Source organism: Polyangiaceae bacterium, assembly GCA_015075635.1.
Lineage (GTDB): Bacteria > Myxococcota_A > Polyangia > Polyangiales > Polyangiaceae > JADJKB01.
Genome location: JABTUA010000003.1, coordinates 2,168,111 through 2,190,267, shown reverse-complemented (window position 1 = coordinate 2,190,267; position 22,157 = coordinate 2,168,111). Strand labels below are relative to the sequence as shown.

The 22,157-nt window shown below is 69.5% G+C and carries 18 protein-coding genes, 1 other RNA gene and 1 pseudogene; 7 read left to right on the top strand and 13 right to left on the bottom strand.

Annotation, left to right across the window (positions count from 1 at the left end; genetic code table 11):
* Positions 1-4 precede the first annotated feature (4 nt).
* Positions 5-1,741: a hypothetical protein gene (locus tag HS104_40505; GenBank protein ID MBE7486239.1), complete on the top strand. Its 1,737-nt coding sequence runs from the start codon at positions 5-7 to the stop codon at positions 1,739-1,741.
* Here the strand turns inward: HS104_40505 and HS104_40500 are convergent.
* From HS104_40500 to ssrS, 8 genes are all read right to left on the bottom strand, one after another.
* On the bottom strand, positions 1,731-2,201 hold the full coding sequence (locus HS104_40500) for a DUF2085 domain-containing protein (GenBank protein MBE7486238.1): 471 nt from the start codon (positions 2,199-2,201) through the stop codon (positions 1,731-1,733). The genes HS104_40505 and HS104_40500 overlap by 11 nt on opposite strands.
* A gap of 1 nt (position 2,202) precedes the next feature.
* Positions 2,203-3,051, bottom strand: coding sequence for a uracil-DNA glycosylase (locus HS104_40495; GenBank protein ID MBE7486237.1), 849 nt, complete (start codon positions 3,049-3,051; stop codon positions 2,203-2,205).
* The gene (gene trxB / locus HS104_40490) at positions 3,048-4,013 is read right to left on the bottom strand and encodes a thioredoxin-disulfide reductase (GenBank protein MBE7486236.1); all 966 of its coding nucleotides are present in this window, start codon (positions 4,011-4,013) and stop codon (positions 3,048-3,050) included. The genes HS104_40495 and trxB overlap by 4 nt, the downstream gene beginning before the upstream one ends.
* 47 nt (positions 4,014-4,060) lie before the next feature.
* Positions 4,061-5,020, bottom strand: coding sequence for a 23S rRNA (cytidine(2498)-2'-O)-methyltransferase RlmM (gene rlmM / locus HS104_40485; protein MBE7486235.1), 960 nt, complete (start codon positions 5,018-5,020; stop codon positions 4,061-4,063).
* Between the two features lie 90 nt (positions 5,021-5,110).
* Positions 5,111-6,613, bottom strand: coding sequence for an outer membrane protein transport protein (locus HS104_40480; protein ID MBE7486234.1), 1,503 nt, complete (start codon positions 6,611-6,613; stop codon positions 5,111-5,113).
* A gap of 17 nt (positions 6,614-6,630) precedes the next feature.
* Entirely contained in the window at positions 6,631-8,292 is a 1,662-nt protein-coding gene (locus HS104_40475; protein ID MBE7486233.1) for a hypothetical protein, read from the bottom strand.
* Positions 8,292-9,062 carry a hypothetical protein gene (locus HS104_40470; protein ID MBE7486232.1) on the bottom strand — a complete coding sequence of 257 codons (771 nt, stop codon included), beginning with the start codon at positions 9,060-9,062 and terminating at the stop codon, positions 8,292-8,294. Before HS104_40470 ends, HS104_40475 begins: the two co-directional genes overlap by 1 nt.
* 88 nt (positions 9,063-9,150) lie before the next feature.
* Positions 9,151-9,343: non-coding RNA, 6S RNA (gene ssrS / locus HS104_40465), on the bottom strand.
* 167 nt (positions 9,344-9,510) lie between these two features.
* Between ssrS and HS104_40460 the strand changes: the two genes are divergently transcribed.
* The 6 genes from HS104_40460 (at position 9,511) to HS104_40435 (ending at position 15,527) form a co-directional block, all read left to right on the top strand.
* On the top strand, positions 9,511-11,352 hold the full coding sequence (locus tag HS104_40460) for a hypothetical protein (GenBank protein ID MBE7486231.1): 1,842 nt from the start codon (positions 9,511-9,513) through the stop codon (positions 11,350-11,352).
* Positions 11,353-11,389: 37 nt separating this feature from the next.
* The gene (locus tag HS104_40455) at positions 11,390-12,208 is read left to right on the top strand and encodes an alpha/beta fold hydrolase (protein MBE7486230.1); all 819 of its coding nucleotides are present in this window, start codon (positions 11,390-11,392) and stop codon (positions 12,206-12,208) included.
* Between the two features lie 33 nt (positions 12,209-12,241).
* Positions 12,242-13,870, top strand: coding sequence for an acetolactate synthase (locus HS104_40450; protein ID MBE7486229.1), 1,629 nt, complete (start codon positions 12,242-12,244; stop codon positions 13,868-13,870).
* Positions 13,871-14,637: 767 nt separating this feature from the next.
* Positions 14,638-14,964 carry an RNA-binding protein gene (locus tag HS104_40445; protein MBE7486228.1) on the top strand — a complete coding sequence of 109 codons (327 nt, stop codon included), beginning with the start codon at positions 14,638-14,640 and terminating at the stop codon, positions 14,962-14,964.
* Positions 14,964-15,311 carry a hypothetical protein gene (locus HS104_40440; protein ID MBE7486227.1) on the top strand — a complete coding sequence of 116 codons (348 nt, stop codon included), beginning with the start codon at positions 14,964-14,966 and terminating at the stop codon, positions 15,309-15,311. Before HS104_40445 ends, HS104_40440 begins: the two co-directional genes overlap by 1 nt.
* 18 nt (positions 15,312-15,329) lie before the next feature.
* The gene (locus HS104_40435; GenBank protein ID MBE7486226.1) at positions 15,330-15,527 is read left to right on the top strand and encodes a hypothetical protein; all 198 of its coding nucleotides are present in this window, start codon (positions 15,330-15,332) and stop codon (positions 15,525-15,527) included.
* Positions 15,528-15,530: 3 nt separating this feature from the next.
* Here HS104_40435 and HS104_40430 read toward each other — a convergent pair whose 3' ends face one another.
* From HS104_40430 to HS104_40410, 5 genes and pseudogenes are all read right to left on the bottom strand, one after another.
* Positions 15,531-16,913, bottom strand: coding sequence for a cystathionine beta-synthase (locus HS104_40430; GenBank protein ID MBE7486225.1), 1,383 nt, complete (start codon positions 16,911-16,913; stop codon positions 15,531-15,533).
* A 53-nt stretch (positions 16,914-16,966) separates the two neighbouring features.
* Positions 16,967-18,115, bottom strand: coding sequence for a trypsin-like peptidase domain-containing protein (locus HS104_40425; GenBank protein MBE7486224.1), 1,149 nt, complete (start codon positions 18,113-18,115; stop codon positions 16,967-16,969).
* Positions 18,116-18,120: 5 nt separating this feature from the next.
* The gene (locus HS104_40420; protein MBE7486223.1) at positions 18,121-19,974 is read right to left on the bottom strand and encodes a sigma 54-interacting transcriptional regulator; all 1,854 of its coding nucleotides are present in this window, start codon (positions 19,972-19,974) and stop codon (positions 18,121-18,123) included.
* Positions 19,975-20,913: 939 nt separating this feature from the next.
* A pseudogene (locus HS104_40415) lies at positions 20,914-21,111 on the bottom strand (hypothetical protein).
* Positions 21,112-21,387: 276 nt separating this feature from the next.
* Positions 21,388-22,098: a response regulator gene (locus HS104_40410; GenBank protein ID MBE7486222.1), complete on the bottom strand. Its 711-nt coding sequence runs from the start codon at positions 22,096-22,098 to the stop codon at positions 21,388-21,390.
* Positions 22,099-22,157: the final 59 nt, after the last annotated feature.

The window sequence follows — 22,157 nt, the reverse complement described above, 5'->3', positions numbered from 1 at the left end:
GGGCGTGGCAGAGACCCTCCTCCGCCCTGAGCGCTTCGAGCTCGCTCGGCCGATCACCCGCTTCGTGCGCGGGCACGAGCGCCCCCGGGGCGTGGTCTGGTTCGGGGTGCGCTCGTTCTGGGGGCACCTCCGCCACTTCGTCTCCAGCGCCATCGCCACCGAGGACATCGACTCGCGGGACTGGATGACGCCCGACCCGCCGTTTGCGCTGGCGGACCGGGCGGCCCTCGCGCTCGGTGCCACGCCAACCGGCGCTTCCCTGTGTGAGACCCTGGGCCGGGACGTCTGGATCGACTACTTGGCGGACACTGGCGACGACGTCTCGGTGAGCCGCGCGATGGCGCGCCTGGTGTTCAGCGACTACGAGCTCCCGGACCCCGAGCACCCCGGCGAGCACTTGGAGGGCCCGCGCGGTGACGTGCTGATCTTCGGCGGCGACACCGCCTATCCGGTGGCCACCGCCACCGAAATCGCCAATCGCGTGCTGGTGCCCTTCAACCAAGTGCTCGACGACCTGGACGACGACCGGTCCCGCGTGCTGCTCGGCATTCCGGGCAACCACGACTGGTACGACGGGCTCGACGGCTTCGCGCGCCTGTTCCGCCGCCACGCCGAAGACGACGACACGCGCCCGAGCATGCTCGGCATCTCGCAGCGCATGCTGGAGCACTACGCCGAGTGGGCCAAGGAGTTCCTGCGCGGCGGGAAGGTGGAGAAACCGAAGAGTCTGGTGCTGAAGGGCTACACCGCCATCCAGGGCGCGAGCTACTTCGTGCTGCCGCTCACGCCGACGCTTCACCTGCTCGGGGTCGATCGTCAGCTGCGTGACCTCGACGGGCGACAGACGCGCTTCCTCACCGGCTGGCTCGGGCAGAACGCGCAGGTCACGCCCTGGGTCGCGCTGCCGGACCCAGTCTACCACTTCGGAACGCCGAGCCGCACCGGCACGGCGATGATCCGCGCCCTGGGCCTCGACACGGAGGCCAAGCCGGCGTTCTTGCTCTCCGGCGACGTTCACCACTACGAGCGTTTCCAGCAGGGGCAGGCTCTGCACGTCATCGCCGGGGGCGGCGGCGCGTTCCTGCACCCCGCCCCCATCGACAAGCGGGCTCGCATCACGCCGGATGTCGAGTGGCCCGACGCACGCCAGAGCGCGGCGCTGCTCTGGCAGGTCCCCTGGAAGATCGCCGTCGGACGGTCCGGGTTCTTGCCGCACCTGATCCTGCTCGCGTTGTTCGCGCCGGCGTTCGGCCTGGGCATCGCCGCGTTCACCTGGCTCGGTACGCGCTGGGTCGCGCCGGCCGTCGTGGTGCTGGTCACGACGCTGGTCTATGCGCTGATCGGCGGGCTGCGCCGTCACGGCTCGCGAGTGCTCCTGCCGGCGTTGCTGGCCGGCTCCGCCACGGCGCTCCTGCCCGTGGGCGCAGCGCAGCTGCTCAGGACGCTGGCGGCGCTGGCCGAGCTGCCCGTGTCGCGGACGCTCCTGATCTCGGGCAGCTTGCTCGGGGCGGTGTTCGGCGGCGCTTTCGTCTTCGGCGCCTACCTGGCGCTCCTGACTCGCCTCGGCTTCGAGCACACCCAGGCCTTCACGGCCCTCGACCACCCGGGCTTCAAGCATTTTCTTCGGCTGCGCGTGCGCGCCGACGGCAGCGCCGTCGACTTCTGGTGCATCGGTCTGCCGAACCCGCTGGCCGCGGACGCGCGTCCCGTGCTGGTGGACGCATCGACCTTCAAGACGTAGCGTCGGCGTCGCCGCGCGCGGTGAGCACCAGCGCCGCGCCGACCGGGTAGGCGAGCAACGTCCCGGTCACGAAGCGGACCCAGCCGGAGGGCGGGCGCATGCCCAGGTTCTCCGTGACGACGTCCAGGATCATCGCGACGGCCGCCACGCCGACCCAGATGCGCAGCGGCCACACGTCCAGGCGCGGGCGCAGGACCAGCGCGCCCAGGCCCAGGCCGGCGTAGATGCCGAAGCAGCGCGAGCACACCGGGAGCGTGTGCCCGAGAATCTCGAAGGAGCGCCCGAGCTCGCGGTGGCACTGAAACTCGAACCAGGCGTTGAAGGGGATCGCCAGGTAGCGCAGCAGCGGGAGCTGTTCGAGAAAGGGCGTTGCGAGGGGCGCGAGGCCGATCACGACGAGGACGGCTCGGACCACGCGGCCCAGCGTCTTGCCCGGGAGGCGCTCGACGAGCGACGCCAACTCACGCCTTCTTCGGCGGCGGAGGCTGTCGCCCCATCTGGCGTAGCACCGCTTGCAGGTCGGCCCACACCTCGCGCTTCGCCGAAGGCGTGCGCAGGAGGTAGGCCGGGTGGAACGTGGGCATGACCGCGATGCGGCCCTTGTAGAGCTTCCACTTGCCGCGCAGGCGCGTGATGCCCTCGCTGGTGCCGAGCAGTCCCTGCACGGCCGTCGCGCCGAGCGCCACGATCACCTCCGGGCTCAAGATGGCGAGCTGGCGTTCGAGGTACGGCAGACACTGCGCCATCTCGTCCGGCTCGGGCTTGCGGTTCTTCGGGGGCCGACACTTGACGATGTTGGCCACGTAGACCTCGTCTCGCGACAACCCCATCGCTTCGATCATTTTGTCGAGCAGCTGCCCCGCCGCGCCGACGAAGGGCTCACCCTGCGCGTCCTCGTCGGCGCCCGGCCCCTCTCCCACGAAGCAGAGGCCCGCACTGCCCGTACCCCGCGCGAACACGGTCTGCGTGCGCGCGCTGTGCAAGCCGCAAGCGACGCACTCGCGCACCTCCGAAGCGATCAGCTCGAGCTGCCGCTTGCGCTCGGCGGGATCCGTGACCGGTGCCGGCAGCGCGACCGCGGCTGCCGACGGCTGCCGCCGAGGCTCGGAGGCGGGCGCAGGAGCTCCGAGCTCGGGTGCGAGCGAGGGTACGACCGGGCCCGGGTCCGGCGGCCGTCGCTCGGCGTCGAGCTCCGGGGTCGCCGCCGGCAGGCCCGTGGCACCGGTGACCGCTTGCCACTCGGCGTGAGCCCGGAGCGCTTGGGTCAGCGCGCGCAGCTCCTCGCGGGGGTCGTCGGAGGGGACGCTCAATGGTCGTTCGCTTGCAGGAACCGCTCGGCGTCCAGCGCCGCCATGCAGCCCGTCCCGGCCGCCGTCACGGCCTGCCGATACACCCAGTCCGCCACGTCACCGGCTGCGAAGACGCCCGGCGTGCTGGTCCGCGTGCTGCCCGGCTCGACCTTCAGGTAGCCGTTCGGGTGCAGCTCCAGCTGTCCCTTGAACAGGTCCGTGAGCGGGGTGTGGCCGATGGCGACGAACAGAGCGCCGACGTCCACGGTGCGGCTCGCGCCGTCTTTCAGGTTCTTGACCCGAATTCCTGTGACCTTGTCCTGCGAGACGTCGAGCACGTCTTCCACGACGTGGCTGTAGAGGATCTCGATCTTCGGATTCGCGGTCACGCGCTGCTGCATGGCCTTGGAGGCACGGAACTCGTCGCGCCGGTGGATCAGCGTCACACGCGAGCACAGGCCGGCAAGGTAGCTCGCCTCCTCCATCGCGGTGTCGCCCCCGCCCACCACGGCCACGTCCTGGTTGCGGAAGAGCGCGCCGTCGCACACCGCGCACGCGCTCACGCCCTTGTTCTTGAGCTTCTCTTCGTTAGGGAGGCCAACGTAGTTGGCGCGAGCACCGGTAGCGATGATCACCGTCTTGGCCAGGTGAAGCACGTTCTCGTCCTCCCCGACCCAGACCTTGAAGGGCCGCTCGGAGAAGTCGACCTTCTGTACGTCGGCTGTCTCGATCTCGGTGCCCTGGCGCTCCGCCTGCTCGCGGAACTTCGCCATCATCTCTTGCCCGGTCACGCCGTGGGGGAAGCCCGGGTAGTTCTCGACGTCCGTGGTGAACATGAGCTGCCCGCCGGGGATCAAGCCGCCGGCGTTGAAGCCTTCGACGCAATACGGCTTCAGGTTCGCGCGCGCGGCGTAGATGGACGCGGTGAGGCCGGCGGGGCCGGAGCCGATGATCATGACGTTGTGGAGACGCGGTTCGGGCATGGGGCTCAGAGTCCTAGCAAAGCACCGCGCCGGGCCCAAGGGCTGAGTCAGGCGTGGGCAAACAGCGTGATCTCGTCGCGATCGTGGTAGAGCTGCCGCGTCCGCAGGTCTTTCCAGCCGCCGGCCTGGACGATGCGACGGGCTTCCGCGACGACCGGCACGCGCTTCTTCATCGGCAGCTTCAGGTTCGAGACGACCAGGCGCGCGAGCCCTTCGCGTCCCCAGCGCGCGATCAGCCGCGCGACCTCCGTGGGCTTGTGCACCATGTCGCAGAACAGCCAATCCACCGGCTCGTCCGGCCGGAACTCGAAGGCGTTGTCGCGCACGTGACGCAGGCGCCGGTCTCGGGCGATGGCTGGCGCCATGGCGGCGCGATCGACGGCGATGACCCGCGCCCTCTTCGCGAGCAGCACGAAGGTCCAGCCGCCGGGCGCCGCGCCGAGATCGACGCACACCTCTCCCGGCCCCGGAGCGATGCCGATCCACGAGAGCGCCTCCAAGAGCTTCGCGGTGGCCCGGGACGGCGCACCCGCCGGCAGCTTCATGCGGGCGCGCCCGCCGGGCCAGGTCGAGGCCACTTCGCTCACGGGCAGCGCGCCGATGAACGCCCGTTCCCGACTCGTGACCGCGATCTGCACGAGCGGATCCGATGCGGCCAGCTGGTCCGCGCGGCGCTCGCGCGCGCCGGCGTCACCGAGCCCGGCACGCAGCTCACGCCCGAGCTGGTCGGCGAGCCCGGTGAGCGCGTTCCCAGCGTCGCTGTCGGGCACCCAGACGTGAAACCCGAAGGCCCCTTCTCCCAGCCGCTGCTTCACGATCGGAAGGCAGTCCTCGGCCGTCGGCGCGACCTCCGCCTGGATCGGCAGCCCTTGCCGCCCGAAGGTCGGCAATCGGTCCCTTGGCGCCCTCCCCCGCGCCAGCGCCGGCGCGAGCACCTTCCCCGAAACCTCCTCGGCCAGGTCGCTCTCGAACCCCGCGCGGCAGGTCCAAAGGAAGTCGGCCGTCATCTCACGCTCGCGCCGTCAGCCCGGGCAAAATCAATTCTCTTCTCTACGTGGCGTCGTGGCGCCGTGGCGTCGTTGCGCAAATCTCCGAGACTAGAACCTGGCCGTCGCCCCGACCGAGAACACGTTCGCGCTCTGCCGGAAGCGCCCGCTGTTGATGCCGTAGGGCGAACGAAACGCCCCGCCCTTGGCGTCACCGCTCACGACCAAGAGCTTGCCCCGGTCTCCGTTGTCGATCTCGGTGACGAAGATGTGCATGTACGCCGCCTCGATGTCGATCATCGCGACGCGGTAGGTCCCGCCGAGGGCCAAGCCGATGCGCTGGCTGGCCAGGAACGAGACGTTGGCGTACTGCTCGTTCTGGGCGTCGGGCTCGAAGAAGGCGCCGGCTCGCGCAGCGAGCTGCCCCGGGAGCACCACGAAGTCGCCGCCCAGCCGGAGGCCGATGGTGTCGCCCTTCACCTTGAAGTCGATGTCGTTGTTCTGCGGCACGGCGCCGGGCGTTCCCTGCACCGGGACTGCGGGGGACGCCGGGAAGCGCAGCATGGCGCGGTCGTACGCGCTGTTCCGTGTGTAAGAGACGTCGAGCTCGACGTCGAACACGTCGTCGACGAGCGGATCCCGCACGGCCCCGGGGACCGCGCCGTCGCGCCGCGGCAGGTGGAAGCGCGCGCCGATGCGTGCTTCGAGCGGGTTCGCCAGCCGAAAATGCCCGAGCCCCTCCTCGACGTCGGCGGAGTTGCTCACCACCGGGTTGTCCGAGACGCCGTTGTTCGTCCAGTAGTTGGCCTTCGTCTCCAGATCACCGTGGGCGTCGAAGGCATCCTGCACGATGACGTTCAGGCCGACGTCGAGCGTGCTGAGCGGCGAGTAGAGGACGCCGAACGTGGCCCCGGGCATGAACCAGTCGGCCACGACGAGCTTCGCCCGCACGTCGGCTGTGTCCGGATCGAGCCAGCTCCCGTCGGCCTCGGGATCCGGGTTGATGCTCATGTTGGCGTTGGACAGGTTGTACTTCGCGAGGCCCCAGACGAAGCCGGCGCCGATGCGCAGGCCCCGAAGGACCTCGTAGCCCGCGCCCAGCGTGATGTTGAGCGCGATGCCGTCCTGTTCCAGGAGCATGTACCGCTGCGGTGACGGTAGCTCCTGCGTGACGCCCACGTTGTTCTTGATCGCGACCGTCTCGGGGAAGCGCAGCGTGCCGTAGACGTTGGGCGTCGCCACCGACAGACCGATGCCGAGCCTCTCCGTGGCGCGGAACACGCCTCCCAGAGCCGGCAGCGGCGTCGGCGCGCCGGTGTTCTCGTTGCACACCTCGGGGTAGTCGAGGCCGCCGCCGGTGCGGATCTTCGCGCCGTCACCTTGTCGCTCGAAGCACACCTTGTTGAAGATCAGGTGCACGTTGGCGAGCGCGCCGCTCTCCTGCCCCGCGAGCCCGGCGGGGTTCAGGAAGGTCGCGAGGGGGTTCGAAGCCCGCGCCACCCAGGCGCCGCCGCGGCCGAGGGGCTCGGTGCCGATCTCCGGAAACTCCTGGACGTCGGTGGCGCGAGCCGGACGGCCCGCCGACAGCGCAACGAGCGCAACCAGAGCGGCCAACCCTCGCCGGAGCTTCCTCATGCCTTGATCGGGCTCGCCTTGAGCGCGGCTTTGCCGTCCTTCACATAGACGCTGAACTTCACCTTCGCTGCGCCGTGGCGTTGCACCAGGGCATCGCGGTTCTTCTTCAGCGTCTGCTCGAACTTCTCGTAGGTGAAGCCTTCGATGTTCTCGCCACACTGCTGCTTCAGGGCCACGAAGTCCTGGTAGACCGCGCGCCACTCCGCCGCCTCGCCGGCGCCTGCCGACGCGGCGATCTCCACGTTCGACGGCAGCGTGGTCTCCATCGCTGCCGGTACGGCAGCTGGCGTTGCAGCCCGGGGCGGCGGCGGCGCCCCCCCCGGCCGAGGCGGTGGCTTGGGCAGCCGCGGCGACGACGGCTGTGAGGCGAGCACCGGCTCGGGCTCGAGGCTGATCGGTCCGGAGCCCGGCCCACTCGGCGGCGCCGCCGCGGGGTCACCGGGGAAGGAGAACGCGCTCATCTGGGGCTCCGCGGGCAGGTCGCCGAGCACCTGCTGCAGATCCGCAGCGCGCCGCGGCACGCCGCCCTTGGCCGCCACCTTGTCGACGCCGTCGTTCAGGTCGGAGGCGATCTTGCGGTAGATTCCGCGGAACTTGCTCGGAGCCAGCTGATCCACCTCGCCCTTGGCCATCTTCGCCGCCTCGCGGCGGAAGATGCCGAGCGGCCGGCTGTGCTCGAAGATCGAGAAGATCAGGCCCAACGCCATGGCCCCGAGCACGATGCCCGCGACGAGCGGCACCGGGACGCCCTTCTTGTCCTTGTCGTCCGCCTGCTTGAAGAAGCCCAAGGGTCCGTCCACGCGCGCTGGGAGCCGACCCACCGCGTACCCCGCGCCGAGCTCCCACGCCTCGCCGGGCAGGCGGGTGTACTGCACGCCGAGACCCAACCCGCCGATGGTGCGGATGCCGCTGCGCCCCTTCTCCGCGTAGTCCGCGTCTCCCTCGATGTTCGCCAGGTCGCTCACGATCTGGTCGAGTTGCGCCTTGTCGAAGTCCTCGGGCGCCCCGGCAGCGACGCGCTGACCCTTGGTGTAGAACGCGACGGCGGCGCCGGTGCGGCTCGACAGCTCGCGCGCGAACTTGTCGTCGATGATGCGCGCTCCGACGATGGCTCCGGCCGGCATCGAGCCGGCCTCGACCTCCACCGGGCGGGTCACCACGCGGTAGATGCGGTCGAGCACCAGGGTGTCGTCACGGATGAAGCCGTGGAGCGCGTCGGCGACCACCGGATAGCCGCCGAGCTCGAAGTCCTCCATGCCCGCCGCCTGCTCGTAGCCCACGTGCGCGACCACGCGCCCGTGAGTGTCCACGGCGAACACGGCATCGAAGGCGAACTCCGGCGGGATCTTGGCGTTCACTGCGCGCAGGGCAGCCCCAACCTTGTCCCGAGCTTCGTCCGGAACCTTGGCGTCGGAATCGCTGGATTTTTGCAGGAATTTCCCGACATCCGGCTCCAGCGCGAACGCGATGAGCTGCGCGGAGCGCTGGCGAGCGTCGTTGCCGAGGTACCAGGACACGACCTGAGCGTCCGACGACAGCGCCTCGCCCATCGCCCGGGCACCGACGCGGTTGTACATGCCCGCGGCCAGGAACAGCACGAACGCTGCGACGCCGAGCAAAAGCCCCAGAACCACGTACCAAAAGCGAGACAGCAGCATTACTTGCCTTTGTCCTTGGCTTCTTTGTCCTTGTCGTCCGCTTTCTTCTCCGCCTTCTTCTCCTCGGCGACCTTCAGCGGCTCCTTCATGTCGATGTCCCCGCCCTTGACCTCCACCGCGACGGCAGGTCCGACCTTCTTGCCCGCGAAGTACGCCTGCACGGTGTACTTGCCTTCGGTGGGGAGGGTCAGCGCGAACTCGCCCTTGAGGTTCGGGTAGGCGATGGCGGCGACGTTGGGCTCGGCGATCACCCACATGCGCAGGCTGGGCGCTGCTTCGTCGCGGATCTCGAAGGACCCGGCGGTGGAGGCAGTCCAATCACGGCGAGCACCTTTGATCGTGTCGCCGGGCTGGAACGTCGAGACCCCGACGCCGTACAGCCGGTGCTTGAACGGGTCCGTGTTGTGGAACTGCAGCTGCTGCCCCGGCGGAACCACGATGGTCACTGGCGTCGTCCGTCCACCACCGACGCGGATCAAGATCGCCGTCTTCTGCGGAGCCTGCTTGCTCTCCGCGAGCGCGACGATGCACAGCTCCTTCGGGATGTGCGGGAACAGGTGGCGGAACTCCGGCTTGACCGTCGGCACGATCTCGCGGAACGAGTAACCGCGCTTCTTGGGATCGCGCGCCTCGTCCCAGACCGGATTGACCAGGCCGCGGAAGCCCGTCACCTTGCCTTTGACCTTCGCGGCCTCGGCGACCCCGGCAGAGCCGAGCACCGCCAGACCGAGCCCCAGGACCAGGGCAGCCCGCCCGACCTTGGAAATCATCGGGGCCGACGGTAGTCGAGGCCCCGGCCGGACGGAAGGGCTCTAGAAATGGCGAACGGGCTAGCTTTTCAGCCAGCCCGTTCATGGGTTCCTTACCGCGTGAGCCGTGAGTTTGGTTGCGTAGCCCGAACCCCTAGCACCGCTAGGTGGGACGCTCGTCGGGGCTTCCGGCTTCCCGGTGAGAAGGTCCGGGCCTGCACTCCACCCGCGAAATCGCGTCCCGGGTTCGTATGCTTGTCAGGAGTTCGTTACTGCGCTCCTCTCGTGCTCCGCAGAGGGAACCGCTCTCAGAGTATTTATCGGATCCCCCTTCGTCAACCGCGGATCGGGGCATTTTCCTCGGGAAATTCTGCAGATTCTCCGATGATGCCGCTTGACAAACGGCTAGCCGCGCGCGGACCCGCCGGAAACTGGGCCGATCGAGCGCACATGGGTCATGCCTGCCCGCATGACGTGGGCGACTCCGACCAATGACCAGCCGTCCGTCTCGCGCGGCGAGGTGCGCTTCGTGGGCGGCGGCGAGCGGGCCGAGCTCGAGGCGATGGCCACCAGCTCGGGCCTGCTGCTCGTTCCCATCGAGCCGCCGCGGCCGGCCTTGCGTGGGCGCCTGGCACTGTTGATCGAGTCCGCGGTCGAGGAGCAGCTGGAGCGGCGCGGCGCACCGCCCCCGGGAGTCGGCGCCTCGAGCGACCTCGACGCCTCGCTGAGCGACCAGCTCTACCGCGCGCGTTTGGTCGGGAGCCAGGGCCTGGCCATCTCGCTGCACACCGTGGAAGGCATCGCGAACCTGGCCGGTGCCATCGACGCCGAAGACAGCGCGGTGCTCCGCTGGTGGGTCGCGGCGACTCACGAGCGCCCCGTCCACCTGTACCTCGCGGACGCCGATCGGTCCGTAGGGGTGTACGGCGAGCCCGTCGCGCTCGCGTCACTGCTCGGTGGGGACCGATGCGTCTCCTTGGAGCAGAGCTCCCCCAATGCAGCCCCAGAGGTGCGGCACAGCACGGCGACCATGGAGCTCTCGGAGGTGCCGCCTTCCGTGGCCGAGATCGCCGCGCGTATCGTGGTGCGCGAGGAACGCGAGCCGACCCCGTCCCCCGCGCCCGTCACCTGCGCGCCGGTCAACGACGCCGAGGCGCTGATGCAGGCCATGGCGGCCATCTTCGCCGACGAGAGCACTCCGTCGGAGGGCGTCCCGAGCGTGACCGAAGAGGCGCCCGGAGTCTTCGCTGTGGACGCCGCGCCCGCCGAGCCGGCAGAGAGCGTCGATCCGATCGAGGCGTTCGCCACCGAGGCCCCGAGCGAGGACGTCGGGTCCATGGCGCCCCCTCCCGTCGAGCCCTTCTGCTCGCCGCCCACTCCGGAAGCCATCGAGGTCGAACCCTCGACGGCTGCGCCGGAGCCGGAGCCGGAGCCGGAACCCGCCGCGAAGAAGAGCCATCCACCCCTCGACCCCAACGCGGCCCTGGAGTGGCGCCGCTGGGTGCAGGAGCTCGAGAGCACGCGCGGCCCGAAGCCGCTGGCGGTGATCGAGCGCACGTTCGTCTCCGCCTACGTGCCGCTCTCGGACGCCCTGGCGCGGGGCGTGGCGGGCGAAGAAGCGGCTCCCGTCGCCCTGGCTTGGGCCAAGAGCTTCGAGCGCAGCTACAGCGAGGCCTTCGACGCCCTCCGCGTGCGCGGCAAGCGCCCCACCATGGTGCTCGACGTGCCGGATCTGGCGCTGCGCATCGGGCGCCTGCACGGCGCGCGCTCGGCGCAGCTGATCCTGGTCGACGGCATGCGCTTCGACCTCGGCCTGCGCGTCAACGAACGGCTGCGTCCGTTGCTCGGCCAGCACGCCGCGCTGACCGAGCGGCTCCTGCTCTGGTCGGCGCTGCCGAGCACGACGGCGATGCAGCTCGAGCTGATCGGGCGGGGAGCGCAGGGCCTGAAGGAGGTCACCGGAGAGACCGACAGCGAGATCCCCGTCGCCCGCGGACGGGCGGCCACCACGCTCCGGCGCATCCGCGCTGGGCAGCGCGAGGTGCTCAAGCTCGACCTGGTCGAGAGCGCCATGAGCGTACCCGGCGGCCCGCTCGCCGAGCGCCTCGACGACCTGGCGGACGAGGCCGCCGAGGCGCTGGCCGGCCACCTGCTCAAGCTGCCGCCGCGGACGCTGGCCCTGGTCTTCGGCGATCACGGCTTCACCCTCGATCCGGTCGGCGGCGGCACCAGCGCCGCCCACTCCGGCGGCGCCTCTCCAGAAGAGGTGCTGGTGCCCGCCTTCGCGTGGTTGGTCGGCTCGGTGCACTGACGATTGTTGCGGGGCGAGCCTCGCGCTACGCGGGCGCATGCCCCGCATCGCACTCGACGACACCGAGCTCCACTACCTCGATACTGGCACCGCCAGCTCCGGCGAGACGCTGCTCTTCAGCCACGGCCTGCTGATGAGTCACGAGATGTTCGCCGCGCAGGTCGAGGCGCTGCGCGAACGCTACCGCTGCATCGCCTACGACCACCGTGGCCAGGGGCAGAGCGCGCCGAGCGATCTGCGCTCAATCGACATGGGCACGCTGACGGGAGACGCCACCCTGTTGATCGAGAAGCTGGAGCTGGGGCCGGTGCACTTCGTCGGCCTGAGCATGGGCGGCTTCGTGGGGATGCGCCTCGCGGCGCGGCGACGGAAGCTGGTCAAGAGCTTGACCCTGCTCGACACCAGCGCGGGACCCGAGCCCGCGGCGAACGTGCCCAAGTACACCGCGATGAACCTGACCGCTCGCTACCTGGGGGCACGCATGCTGGTGGACCGTCTGATGCCGATCATGTTCGGCAGGAGCTTCCTCGCCGACCCGGACAAGGCCGCCGTGCGCGCGCGCTGGCGCGCCCACCTCCAGGCGCTGCCGAGATCGGTGTGGCGCGCGGTCAACGGCGTGCTCGAGCGCGAGAACGTGACCCCAGAGCTCGGGCGCATCCGCTGCCCCACGCTGATCTTGGTCGGCGACGAGGACGTAGCCACGCCGCGGGAGCAGTCCGAGCGCATCCAGCGTGGCATCGCCGGCTCGAAGCTCGTGACCATCCCCCGCGCCGGGCACTCGTCCACGGTCGAAGAGCCCGAGGCCGTGACGACGGAGATTTCCGCGTTCTTGCAGGGGCTCCGCGCCGGTGCATGACGGCGGCGCCACGGCGTTGTAGCTCATCGGCCCATGACCATGGTCCACGGCGGGCGCCTCGTCGCCCAGGCGCTCAAGCGGCACGGCATCGATCACGTCTTCACGCTCTGCGGCGGCCACATCCAGGCCATCTACGACGGCTGCCTGGACGAAGGCATCCGCGTGGTGGACACCCGCCACGAGCAGACCTCCGGCCACTGCGCCGACGGCTACGCGCGCGTGACGGGCAAGCCGGGTGTGTGCCTGGTCACGGCAGGTCCGGGCATCACCGACGTGGTGACCGCCGTCGCCAACGCGCAGCGCGCGGGCGTGCCCCTGATCTGCATCGGCGGCGCTGGCCCGAAGACGCTCTGCGACATGGGCTCGCTTCAGGACATGGACTCCGTCACGCTGATGCGACCCATCAGCAAATGGAGCGTGCAGATCCCGGAGATCCGCCGGGTCAAGGAGTACATCGACAGCGCTTTCCGCATCGCGCAGTCGAACCTGCCCGGGCCGGTCTACCTGGAGATGCCGCTCGACCTGTTGATGAACTGGCACGAGGACGAAGAGCCGCTCACGGCCCCGATGCCGCCGCCGCGTCCGAGCGGCGATCCGGCCAGCATCGAGCGCGCCGCGGCGCTCCTGAAGCAGGCCGAGCGGCCGAGCTTCGTCATCGGCGCGCAGCTGCGCTGGTCCGAGGACCGCGACATCGTGCGCCGCTTCGCCGAGAAGGTGCGCGCGCCGTTCTTCCTGAACGGCATGGCCCGTGGCGCCCTGCCCTACGCTCACGAGTGCCTGTACACGCGCTCGCGCAAGCAGGCCCTGGCGGAGAGCGACGTGATCTTCGTGTTCGGCACGCCGTTCGACTTCCGCGTGGACTACGGCCGCCCGGGCACCTGGAACCCCAGCGCCAAGATCGTGCAGGTCGATCTCGACGGCGGCGAGCTCGGCAGGAACCGCGCCATCGACGTGGGCATCCACGGCGACAGCGGGCTGGTGCTCCGACAGCTGCTCGACGCGGTGGGGACCAAGGAGGCGCCGACCTGGCTTTCGACGCTGCGCGCCGCGGAGGACAAGCGGCGCGGCAAGATGAAGGCCGAGATCGAGAGCGACGGCAACCCGCCGAACCCGCTCCGGGTGTGCCACGAGGTCGGCAAGCGCCTGGGCAAGAGCGACATCGTGATCGGCGACGGCGGGGACTTCGTCGCCACCGCGGCCTACGTGATCCCGCTGGAGTGGCCGCAGCTCTGGATGGATCCGGGCCCGCTCGGCACGCTGGGCATCGGTCCTGGATACGCCATGGCCGCTGCCCTCGCGCGGCCCGAGTCACGCACGGTGATCATGTACGGCGACGGCTCGTTCGGCCTGAATGCGATGGAGTTCGAGGCGATGGCACGGCAGAAGCTGCCGGTGGTCGCCGTGATCGGCAACGACGCCGGCTGGACGCAAATCCGCCGCGGCCAGGTGATGATGTACGGCGAGGAGCGAGCGATCGCGACCAAGCTCGACTACACCCACTACGAGAAGGTCGTGGAGGCCCTGGGCGGCAAGGGCTTCTGGGTCGAGCGGACGGAAGAGCTCGGCCCCGCGCTCGACGCAGCCTTCGCCGCCGGCGTCCCGGCCTGCGTGAACGTGAAGATCGCTTCGAGTGATTTCAGGAAGGACGCGATTTCCGTTTAGGGCTGAATCTGGGGAGAGTCACGCTCCGCGGATTTGATCTCGCTCCGCGGATTTGATCTCGCTCCGCCGACCGCCCTCACGCCTCGCGACCATTCCCACCAGACAAACGGCCAGCGCCGGTCCCGGCCGGTCTTCACACTCAGCTCTCTGTGGCCAACCGTGATCTGATCTTGCCAAGACCCAGAATGTGATTCCGGGCTCGGCCTGCGGCCTCGCCGGCCTGCACCAGGTCCTGCTTTTGGGCCTGCTCCTGCTCTCGGGACTGCTCTTGCGGTCACAGGTGCCTCGACAGCCGAGCCGTTCCCGCCTCCGCGACCGCCTCCCGGTCACGCATGCCTCGACAGCCGAGCCGTTCCCGCCTCCGCGACTGCCTCCCGGTCACCCGTGCCTCTCGCTGGTGGTCCATGACCCCGTCCCCGTGGAGCAGGTCGGCTCGAATTCGCCGCAGCCGACCGACCTGACTCTGGTCGTCAGAGCGTTCGTCCAGGAGTGGACTCCGACGCTCGTGTGGCCGACCGCCGCGTGCCCGAAGGGTGGCGGTTTCGGCTGACAAACGCCACTCGCGTTGCGCTGCCGGGCGATGCGAGCTAGGGTCCCGTCCGTCACAGCGTTTTCGGTCCCGCCTGCCTGCCTCTCGCTCGAGATCGCGGAAAGTCGACTCCCCGACAGCGATCCTGTGGTGGCAGCACTAGCTGCCTCCGGCGTGTTGGGTTCTCGGTTCCTGATGCGTCGGCCCGCATCAAACCGAGGTTCGAGAGAGCAAGCACATGAGCAACCGACTGTACGTAGGCAACCTGGCATTCCACACCACCGAGGACGTCCTGATGGACGTGTTCGCGAAGGTCGGCTCGGTCACCGAAGCCAAACTGATCATCGACCGCGAGTCGGGCCGCTCGCGCGGCTTCGGCTTCGTCACCATGGCGTCGTCGGACGACGCCCAGCGCGCCATCGCGCAGCTGAACGGCGCCGACCTCGACGGCCGCGCGCTGAAGGTGAACGAGGCGGAAGAGCGCCGTCCGCGTAGCGGCGGCGGCGGAGGCGGCGGCGGTGGCCGCGGCTTCGGCGGTGGCGGCGGCGGCTGGGGCCGCTCCTGATGTCAGACGTCCGCGATCGCGGCGGTGCGGCCGGTGCCGCGCCGCCCGGCGCGGCCGAAAGCAGCTCGAAGGCCACGGCCTCACGGCAGCGCGACGCGCTCGACCGCGAGGTCGAGGCCATCGGGCAAGCTTGGGCGGAAGCCCGCATCGATGCACTGAAGAGAGAAGGCCGCCCCATCGCCGGTGGTTGGCCTGGAACGATGAGTGAAGCGCGCGCCCGCGTCAGCGGCTGCACGCGCACCGCGACGCGCGGCGTGGAGCCCGACCGCGAGACCATGGCACGACGCGCCTACGTCGTTGCCCGAGCGAGGTGGCTGTCGCGAACCGCACCCGACGGAGACGAGTGACGAAACACGGAGGACGGAATGGCTGGCAATCCGAGCGTCAAGAAGCGACAGAAAGAGCTCTCGCGACAAGAGCATCAGCGTGACAAGGCCGAGCGCCGCCGCGAGCGCAAGGCGGAGAAAGAGACCCAGACCCGCGCGGCGGAAGCCGCCGGAGAAGACCCGGATCTGGCTGGGATCGTCCCCGGCCCGCAGCCTCTAGCCGCCGACGACGCCTGAGCCTCAGGCCTTGGCTCCGGGCCGCGCCGGCCCGAGCTTGGAGCGCGCGGCCAGGTAGTCGATGAGATCCATCTTGGTGACCAGCGCCTGCACGTGGCGCTCGTCGTCCACCACCAGCGCGACCTCGCCGCGCTCGAAGATCTGAGGCAGCGCGCCCGCGCCCTCGTGGGGGGCGACGGTGGAGATCTTGCGCACCATGACCTCCGCCAGCGGCGTGTTCCGATCGCGCCCTTGGACGAGGAGGCCGAGCACGTCCGTCTCGGTGATGATGCCCGAGAGCCGGCCCTGGCTCGTGCACGGCAGCTGCGAGATGCCGTGGTTCTTCAGCGTGTCCACCGCGTCGGCCAGGGTGCGGTCGTCCTCGATGCAGATGATCTGCTTCGCCGGGAGCGCCCGCACGATGTCGCCGATGGTGCCCATCTCCCAGTCCAGGTCGAAGAACCCGTGCTGGCGCATCCAGGAGTCGTCGACGAACTTCGACAGGTAGTTGCGGATCGAGTCCGGCAAGAGCACGACGATGCGGGAGCCCTTGGGGAAATCCTTGGCGACCTGCATCGCCGCCCAGACCGCCGCCCCGCTCGAACCGCCCACCAAGAGGCCCTCCTGGCGGATCAGCTGCCGCGCCATGCGGAAGCTGTCACGGTCGTTGCTCTTCACCCAGCGATCCACCAGCTTCCTGTCGAGCACGTCCGGGATGAAGTCGTAGCCGATGCCCTCGACCTTGTAGCTCTTGATCTCGCCCGGGCCGGCCAAGATGGAACCCTCCGGATCGACGCCGATGATCTGGCAGCCCGGGACCTCGCGCTTCACCACCTTGGCCACGCCACTGATGGTGCCGCCGGTTCCCGCCGTCATCACCACCGCGTCGAGCTTGCCGCCGCACTGGTCGAGGATCTCGCGACCGGTCCCGAGCTCGTGGGCCAGCGGGTTGTCCGGGTTGCCGTATTGGTCGAGGATGTGCGAGCTCGGGATGACCTCCTTCAGGCGCTTGGCCACGCCGATGTGGGAGTCCGGTGCGTCCCAAGCCGCCTCGGTGGGCGTGCGGATGATCTCGGCGCCCAGCGCCTCGAGCACCACCTGCTTCTCGCGGCTCATCTTCTCCGGCATCGTGATGATCATGCGGTAGCCCTTCACCGCCGCCGCCATCGCCAGCCCGATGCCGGTGTTGCCGCTGGTGGGCTCGATCAGCGTGTCGCCCGGCTTGATGCGTCCGGCCTGCTCGGCCTCGAGCAGCATCCGCACCCCGATGCGGTCCTTGACCGAGCCGCCGGGGTTCATGAACTCGAGCTTGGCGCAGAGCTCGCAGGGCAGATCACGTCCGATGCGCGAGAGCCGCACGAGCGGCGTCCCGCCCACCGCGTCCAGTACCGAGTCCAAGATGGGCATGGACGGGAAGGGACCTCCGCGCCCGCGGCGCGTCAAGTCCGTCCGCGCTCGGCTCACTGCACGAGCGTGAGCTCGAGCACCAGCTCCAGCTCGTCCGTGCCACGCACGATCCGCACCCGGACCTTCTGTCCGGGTTTCTTGCCGTCCAGCGCGTTGTACAGGTCGTCGTAGCTCTTGACGCGCGCGTCGGCGACTTTGACGATGACGTCGCCCAGGGTCACGCCCTCTTCACTCTGAGTGATCCCGCGAATCCCAGACTTCTCGGCCGGCGTACCCGGGAGCACCTCGAGCACCACCACGCCGGCGATGCGGAAGCGCCGCTCCAGGCGCTGCATCGGATCGATGCGGATGCCGAAGCCCACCTGATCGACGCGCCCTTTGCTGACCAGCTCCGGGACGATGCGGCGGATGGTCTCGACCGGCACCGCGAAGCCGATCCCCGCCCAGGCGCCGCTCTTGGAGAAGATCATGGTGTTCATGCCGATCAAGTGGCCCCGGCTGTCGAGCAGCGGTCCCCCGGAGTTGCCGGGGTTGATGGCGGCGTCCGTCTGGATCATGTCGCGGATGCTGACGCCTCCCACGCCTTCCATCGAGCGACCGAGCGCGCTCACGACCCCGGTGGTCAACGTGTGATCGAGCCCGAAGGGGTTGCCGATGGCGATGACCTTCTGCCCCACCTCCAGCTTGTCTGCGGCCGGCGGCAACGTGATCGGGCGGAGCGCGTCCCGGGGCGCGTCGATCTTCAGCACCGCGATGTCCTTGCGCGGCTCGCTGCCGACGAGCTTGGCCGGGTAGACCTTCTGATCCTGGAGCGTCACGGTCAAGACGCGCGCGTCGCGCACCACGTGGTAGTTCGTCACCACGTGGCCCTTGTCGTCCCAGAGGAAGCCGGTGCCCGCGCCGGACGGGACCTCCATCGCCTTGCCCTGCAGCCAGTCCACGACGACTTGCTTCTGGGTCACGAAGACCGTGCTCGGCGCGACGCGGTGGAACACGTCGATGGTATTGCGCTCGTCCTCGATCCTTCCCTCCCGCGAGACCGGGGCGACGGGCGGCAGGGGTTCGGCGGTCGGCGTGAGTGGCGCGCTCGCGGTCGGAGCCGAGTGAGGCTGCGGCGCCGACTGGGGCGGCGCGTTCGTGCCGTGGCATCCGCCCGCGACCAAAAAGGACGAGAGCAGCGTGAGACCAGCTTTGGCGAACATGGCGCTCACTCCTTCTCGACGGCCGTCCCACCCGCGCCGCTGGGCATCGGGTTCTGCTCCTTCTCCAGGTAGCGGAAGATGGTCCGCGGATCGACGCCGAGATCCCGCGCGGTCTGCGTGCGGTTGCCGTTGTTGCGCTCGAGCACCTCGAGCACGTAGCGCCGCTGGAAGTCTTCCTTCGCCTTCTCGAGCGGAACGATGGGCTCCATGGCCTCGGGCCCGAGGTCCATGTCCTCTGGACCGAGCAGGGACTTGTCGCACAGCACGAGCGCCTTCTTGATGCGGTTCTCGAGCTGCCGGATGTTGCCCGGCCAGGTGTAGCGCTTGATGGCCGCCAGCGCCTGGGGCGAGTAGCCCCGCACCTGACTCCCGAGCTCGTCGGCGTATTTGCTGAGCAGCGCCTTGGCGATGATGAAGATGTCGTCCGCCCGCTCCCGGAGCGGCGGCAGCCAGATGTTGACGACGTTCAACCGGTAGTAGAGGTCCTCGCGGAACTCGCCGGTCTTGATCATCTCCTCCAGGTTGCGGTTGGTCGCGGCGATGATGCGGATGTCGCACTTCTCCGGCCGGCTGTCCCCGACGCGGTAGACCACGCGCTCCTGGATGGCGCGCAGGAGCTTGACCTGGAGCTGCGGGGTGAGCTCGCCCACCTCGTCCAGGAACAGCGTGCCGCCGTCGGCCTGCTGGAACTTGCCGGGACGGCTCGCGATGGCGCCGGTGAAGGCGCCCTTCACGTGGCCGAACATCTCGCTCTCCATCAGGTTCTCGGGGATGGCGCCGCAGTTGACGGTGACGAAGGGCCCCTTCTCGCGGTTGCTCCGGCGGTGGAGCTCGCGGGCGATCAGCTCTTTGCCCGTGCCCGTCTCGCCGGTGATCATCACGCTGATGTCGGTCGCGGCCACCTTCTGCAGCTTGCGGAACACCTCCAGCATGCTGGCGCAGCTGCCGATGATTTCGCCGAAGCGTTTGTCGTGGAGCTCGGTCTTGAGCTTCTCCTTGTCCGCGCGGAGGGCGCTCACCAGCATCGCGTTCTGGAGGATCAGCGAGGCCTGCGCGCCGAACACGTTCAGGAGATCCAGCTCGCGCCGGTCGAACAGGTGCTTGATCTCGTCGTTGCCGACGTAGAGCGCGCCGATCACCTCGCCCTGGGCCAGGAGCGGCACGCACATCACGCTCGAGAGCCTCAGCGCGATCACGCTCTCGCTCTTGCTGAACGTCGTGTCCGTGAGCGCGTCGCTGACGATGACCGGGCGCTTGCTCTCGATCACCTGGCGCACGATGCTGTCGCTGATGGCGCCGGAAGGATCTTGAATCGCCTCGCGCTGCACGTTGCGGCTGGCGCGGACGCTGGGGTGGCGGTCGTCCCCCTCGCCCGGCTCGACCAAGAGGACGACGCCGCGAGAGGCGCCGGTCAGCTCGATCACGTCGTCGAGCAGGGTCTCGAGCAGGTCGTCCACCGAGCTCGACGTCATCAGGCGCTCGCTGAAGGACTGCAGGCGCCTGAGGCCCATCAGCTCGTTCGACGCTCCGCCGCTGGCGTCCGGCCGCTCCTCCGCCGGCGCCCCGGGCTCGCTGAACATGCTGAAGCCGAGCTGAGCGCGACCGAGCGTCAGGCGGTCGCCGTTGACCAGGCGTGCCCGGCGCTTCTTCTTGCCGTTGATCAGGATCTCGGCGTTGCGGTCGATCTCCTCCAGCTGGAAGTCCCGCCCGTCGAACACGATCTGTGCGTGGTGCTCCGCCGCGCTCGGGTCCGGCAGCCGCACGTCGTTGTCCAGCGCCCGGCCGATGGTCGTGACCGGCTTGTGGAGCGGCGTCAGGACCGGCGCGCCGTCGGACGGGTAGTAGCGGACCAGAGCCATACTTTTCTGACAGGTTAGTCGAGGCGCGGCGGTTTTACTACGTCAGTACAGGAGCCCGCCCACGGCCACCCCTGCACCGCCCGGAAGGGCCATGGGACCGACGGTCGTGATGCTGGCGAAGCGGTTTCCGAGCGGCGCGTCGTCGCGCTTGCCGATCTCGTATTCGTCGATCTCGCCCGAGGCGAAGATGGCGCCTGCGGCGATGCCCAGCGTCGTCGCCGTGCCCATGAACAAGAAGCCGCGCTTGGCCGGCGGGCCGTCGTCGCCCGCGTAGAACAGGAACACCGGCAGCGAGGCGGCCACACCGATGCCGGCGCCCGCCCACATCCACCCGACCTGCTCGTAGCTCGGGATGTAGATGGCGCTGGCCGCTGCCCCGCCCGCGAGCATGAGATTGTAGCCAATCAAGCCGCCGAGCGAGGCGCTGTCGTTGGCGATGCCGTAGCCCACGCCCGCCTCCGAGCCGCCGTAGCCGAACATGGTGCCGATGGCCGCGCCCCAGACCACTGCGCTCGAGGTGAGCAGCGAGCTCTTCGGCGAGGGCTCGAGGTAGTACCCGGTCGCGAAGCCCGCCACGCCACCGATCGTCGCGCCGAGCGTGGTGGCGCGCGCGAGACCCTTGAAGCCCCAGGCCTCGTCTTCGTCTGCCGTGACGAACTGGTAGCTCCAGATGCCGATGCCTTCACCCGCACCGATCACCATCCCCGACGCGATCGCCGCGGGCATGCCGCGATCCATCTCCGGATCGTCGAGGAAGTACACGCCGGCGGGCGCAGCGACACCGAGCAGCGCCGGCGGGATCAAGAAGATGCCCGGGTCCTCGATGCCGATCTCGGTCGAGAGCCAGGTCCCGGTGCCCACGCCGTAGAGTGCGGCGGTCGCGTAGAGCAACCCGATCTCGACGTCGCCGCGCTTGTTCGAGCGCTGCGCGGGGCCCGGCGGCTGACCGTAGCCCGGCGGCTGACCGTAGCCCGGCTGACCGTAGCCCGGCGGCTGACCGTAGCCCGGCTGCGCTCCGTATGGCGGCGGCTGGCCGTACCCCGGCTGCCCACCGTAAGGCGGCGGCTGGCCGTAGCCCGGTGGCTGACCGTACGGCGCGGGCTGCGGGTACTGCGCCTCCGCGCGCTCCGCGCCCAGCCCGACGCAGAGCGCGACGGTTAGAGCTCCAAGCTTCGATTGCGCTCTCACGGGGTAAAGCTCAGCCGATAGGGGTGGCAGGGTCAAGTCTGGGTGGTTCGGCCGCGTCCGTCGTGGTCGGCGACGCCCGGGTTCGCGCCGACGCTGGTGGCTGGGAGCGGCTTCGCCGGCTGACACGAGCCCGAAGCCGGCCTCCGGTTCACCCGCGCGTCTGGGGTTGGCGGCTCCACGCTGGTACGGTCCAGCAGCCGGCTCGGTGTGCGGCCGACGCCTCGGCTACTTGTCTTCGAACTCCGTGCGTCGCCCCTGCTGCCGCATTATCTCGTCGTACTCTTCGTACAGCGTGTGCCCCGCGTGCGTCTTGGGCAGGTCCACGCCGAGCACGCGCGCCGCCAAGAGGCCGGAGAGCGCCAGCACGCGGTCACGTTCGGTGTAGCGGCCGACCGAGCGCAAGTCACTGAGCTTGCGCTTGATGGTGGTGGTCAGGCGCTCGGCGATGCGCTCCGGCAGGTGGGGCATCTCGAAGCTCTGCTCGATCTCGCCGGCGAAGCGCGCGATGGGCGGGGAGAAGTCCGTGTCCTCTTGACGATGGCGCCGGACGCTACGGACGTGGGCGTCTGCCACGGCCTCGTCGAGCACTGCTTGGATCTGCTTCACGTCGAAGGGCTTGGCAATGAAGGTGATGGCCAGGTGCCTCGCCAGACGCTCCACCCGCGGCTCGTCCTCCCCGGTGACCAGGGCGATGGTCATGTCGGGGTTGTTCTTGCGCAGGAACTCCCCGAGCACGAGTCCCTCCATGCCGGGCAAGCCCTGGTCGAGAAAGGCAACCTGGAAGGTCCAGATGGGCAGGAGGGCCATGCCCTCCTCCGCGGAGGCCGCCGGTAGGGCCTGGTGACCGCGGCCGGTGACCACGTCGGCGAGCAGACGGCGCACGTCTTCGTCATCGTCGATGACGAGCACGTTGAGCTGCTCCGGATCGTTGACCATCGCCGCCCCTGCCTCGGACGGAATCTACCACGCGAATCCTTTGCGTGGGCCCCGGCTCC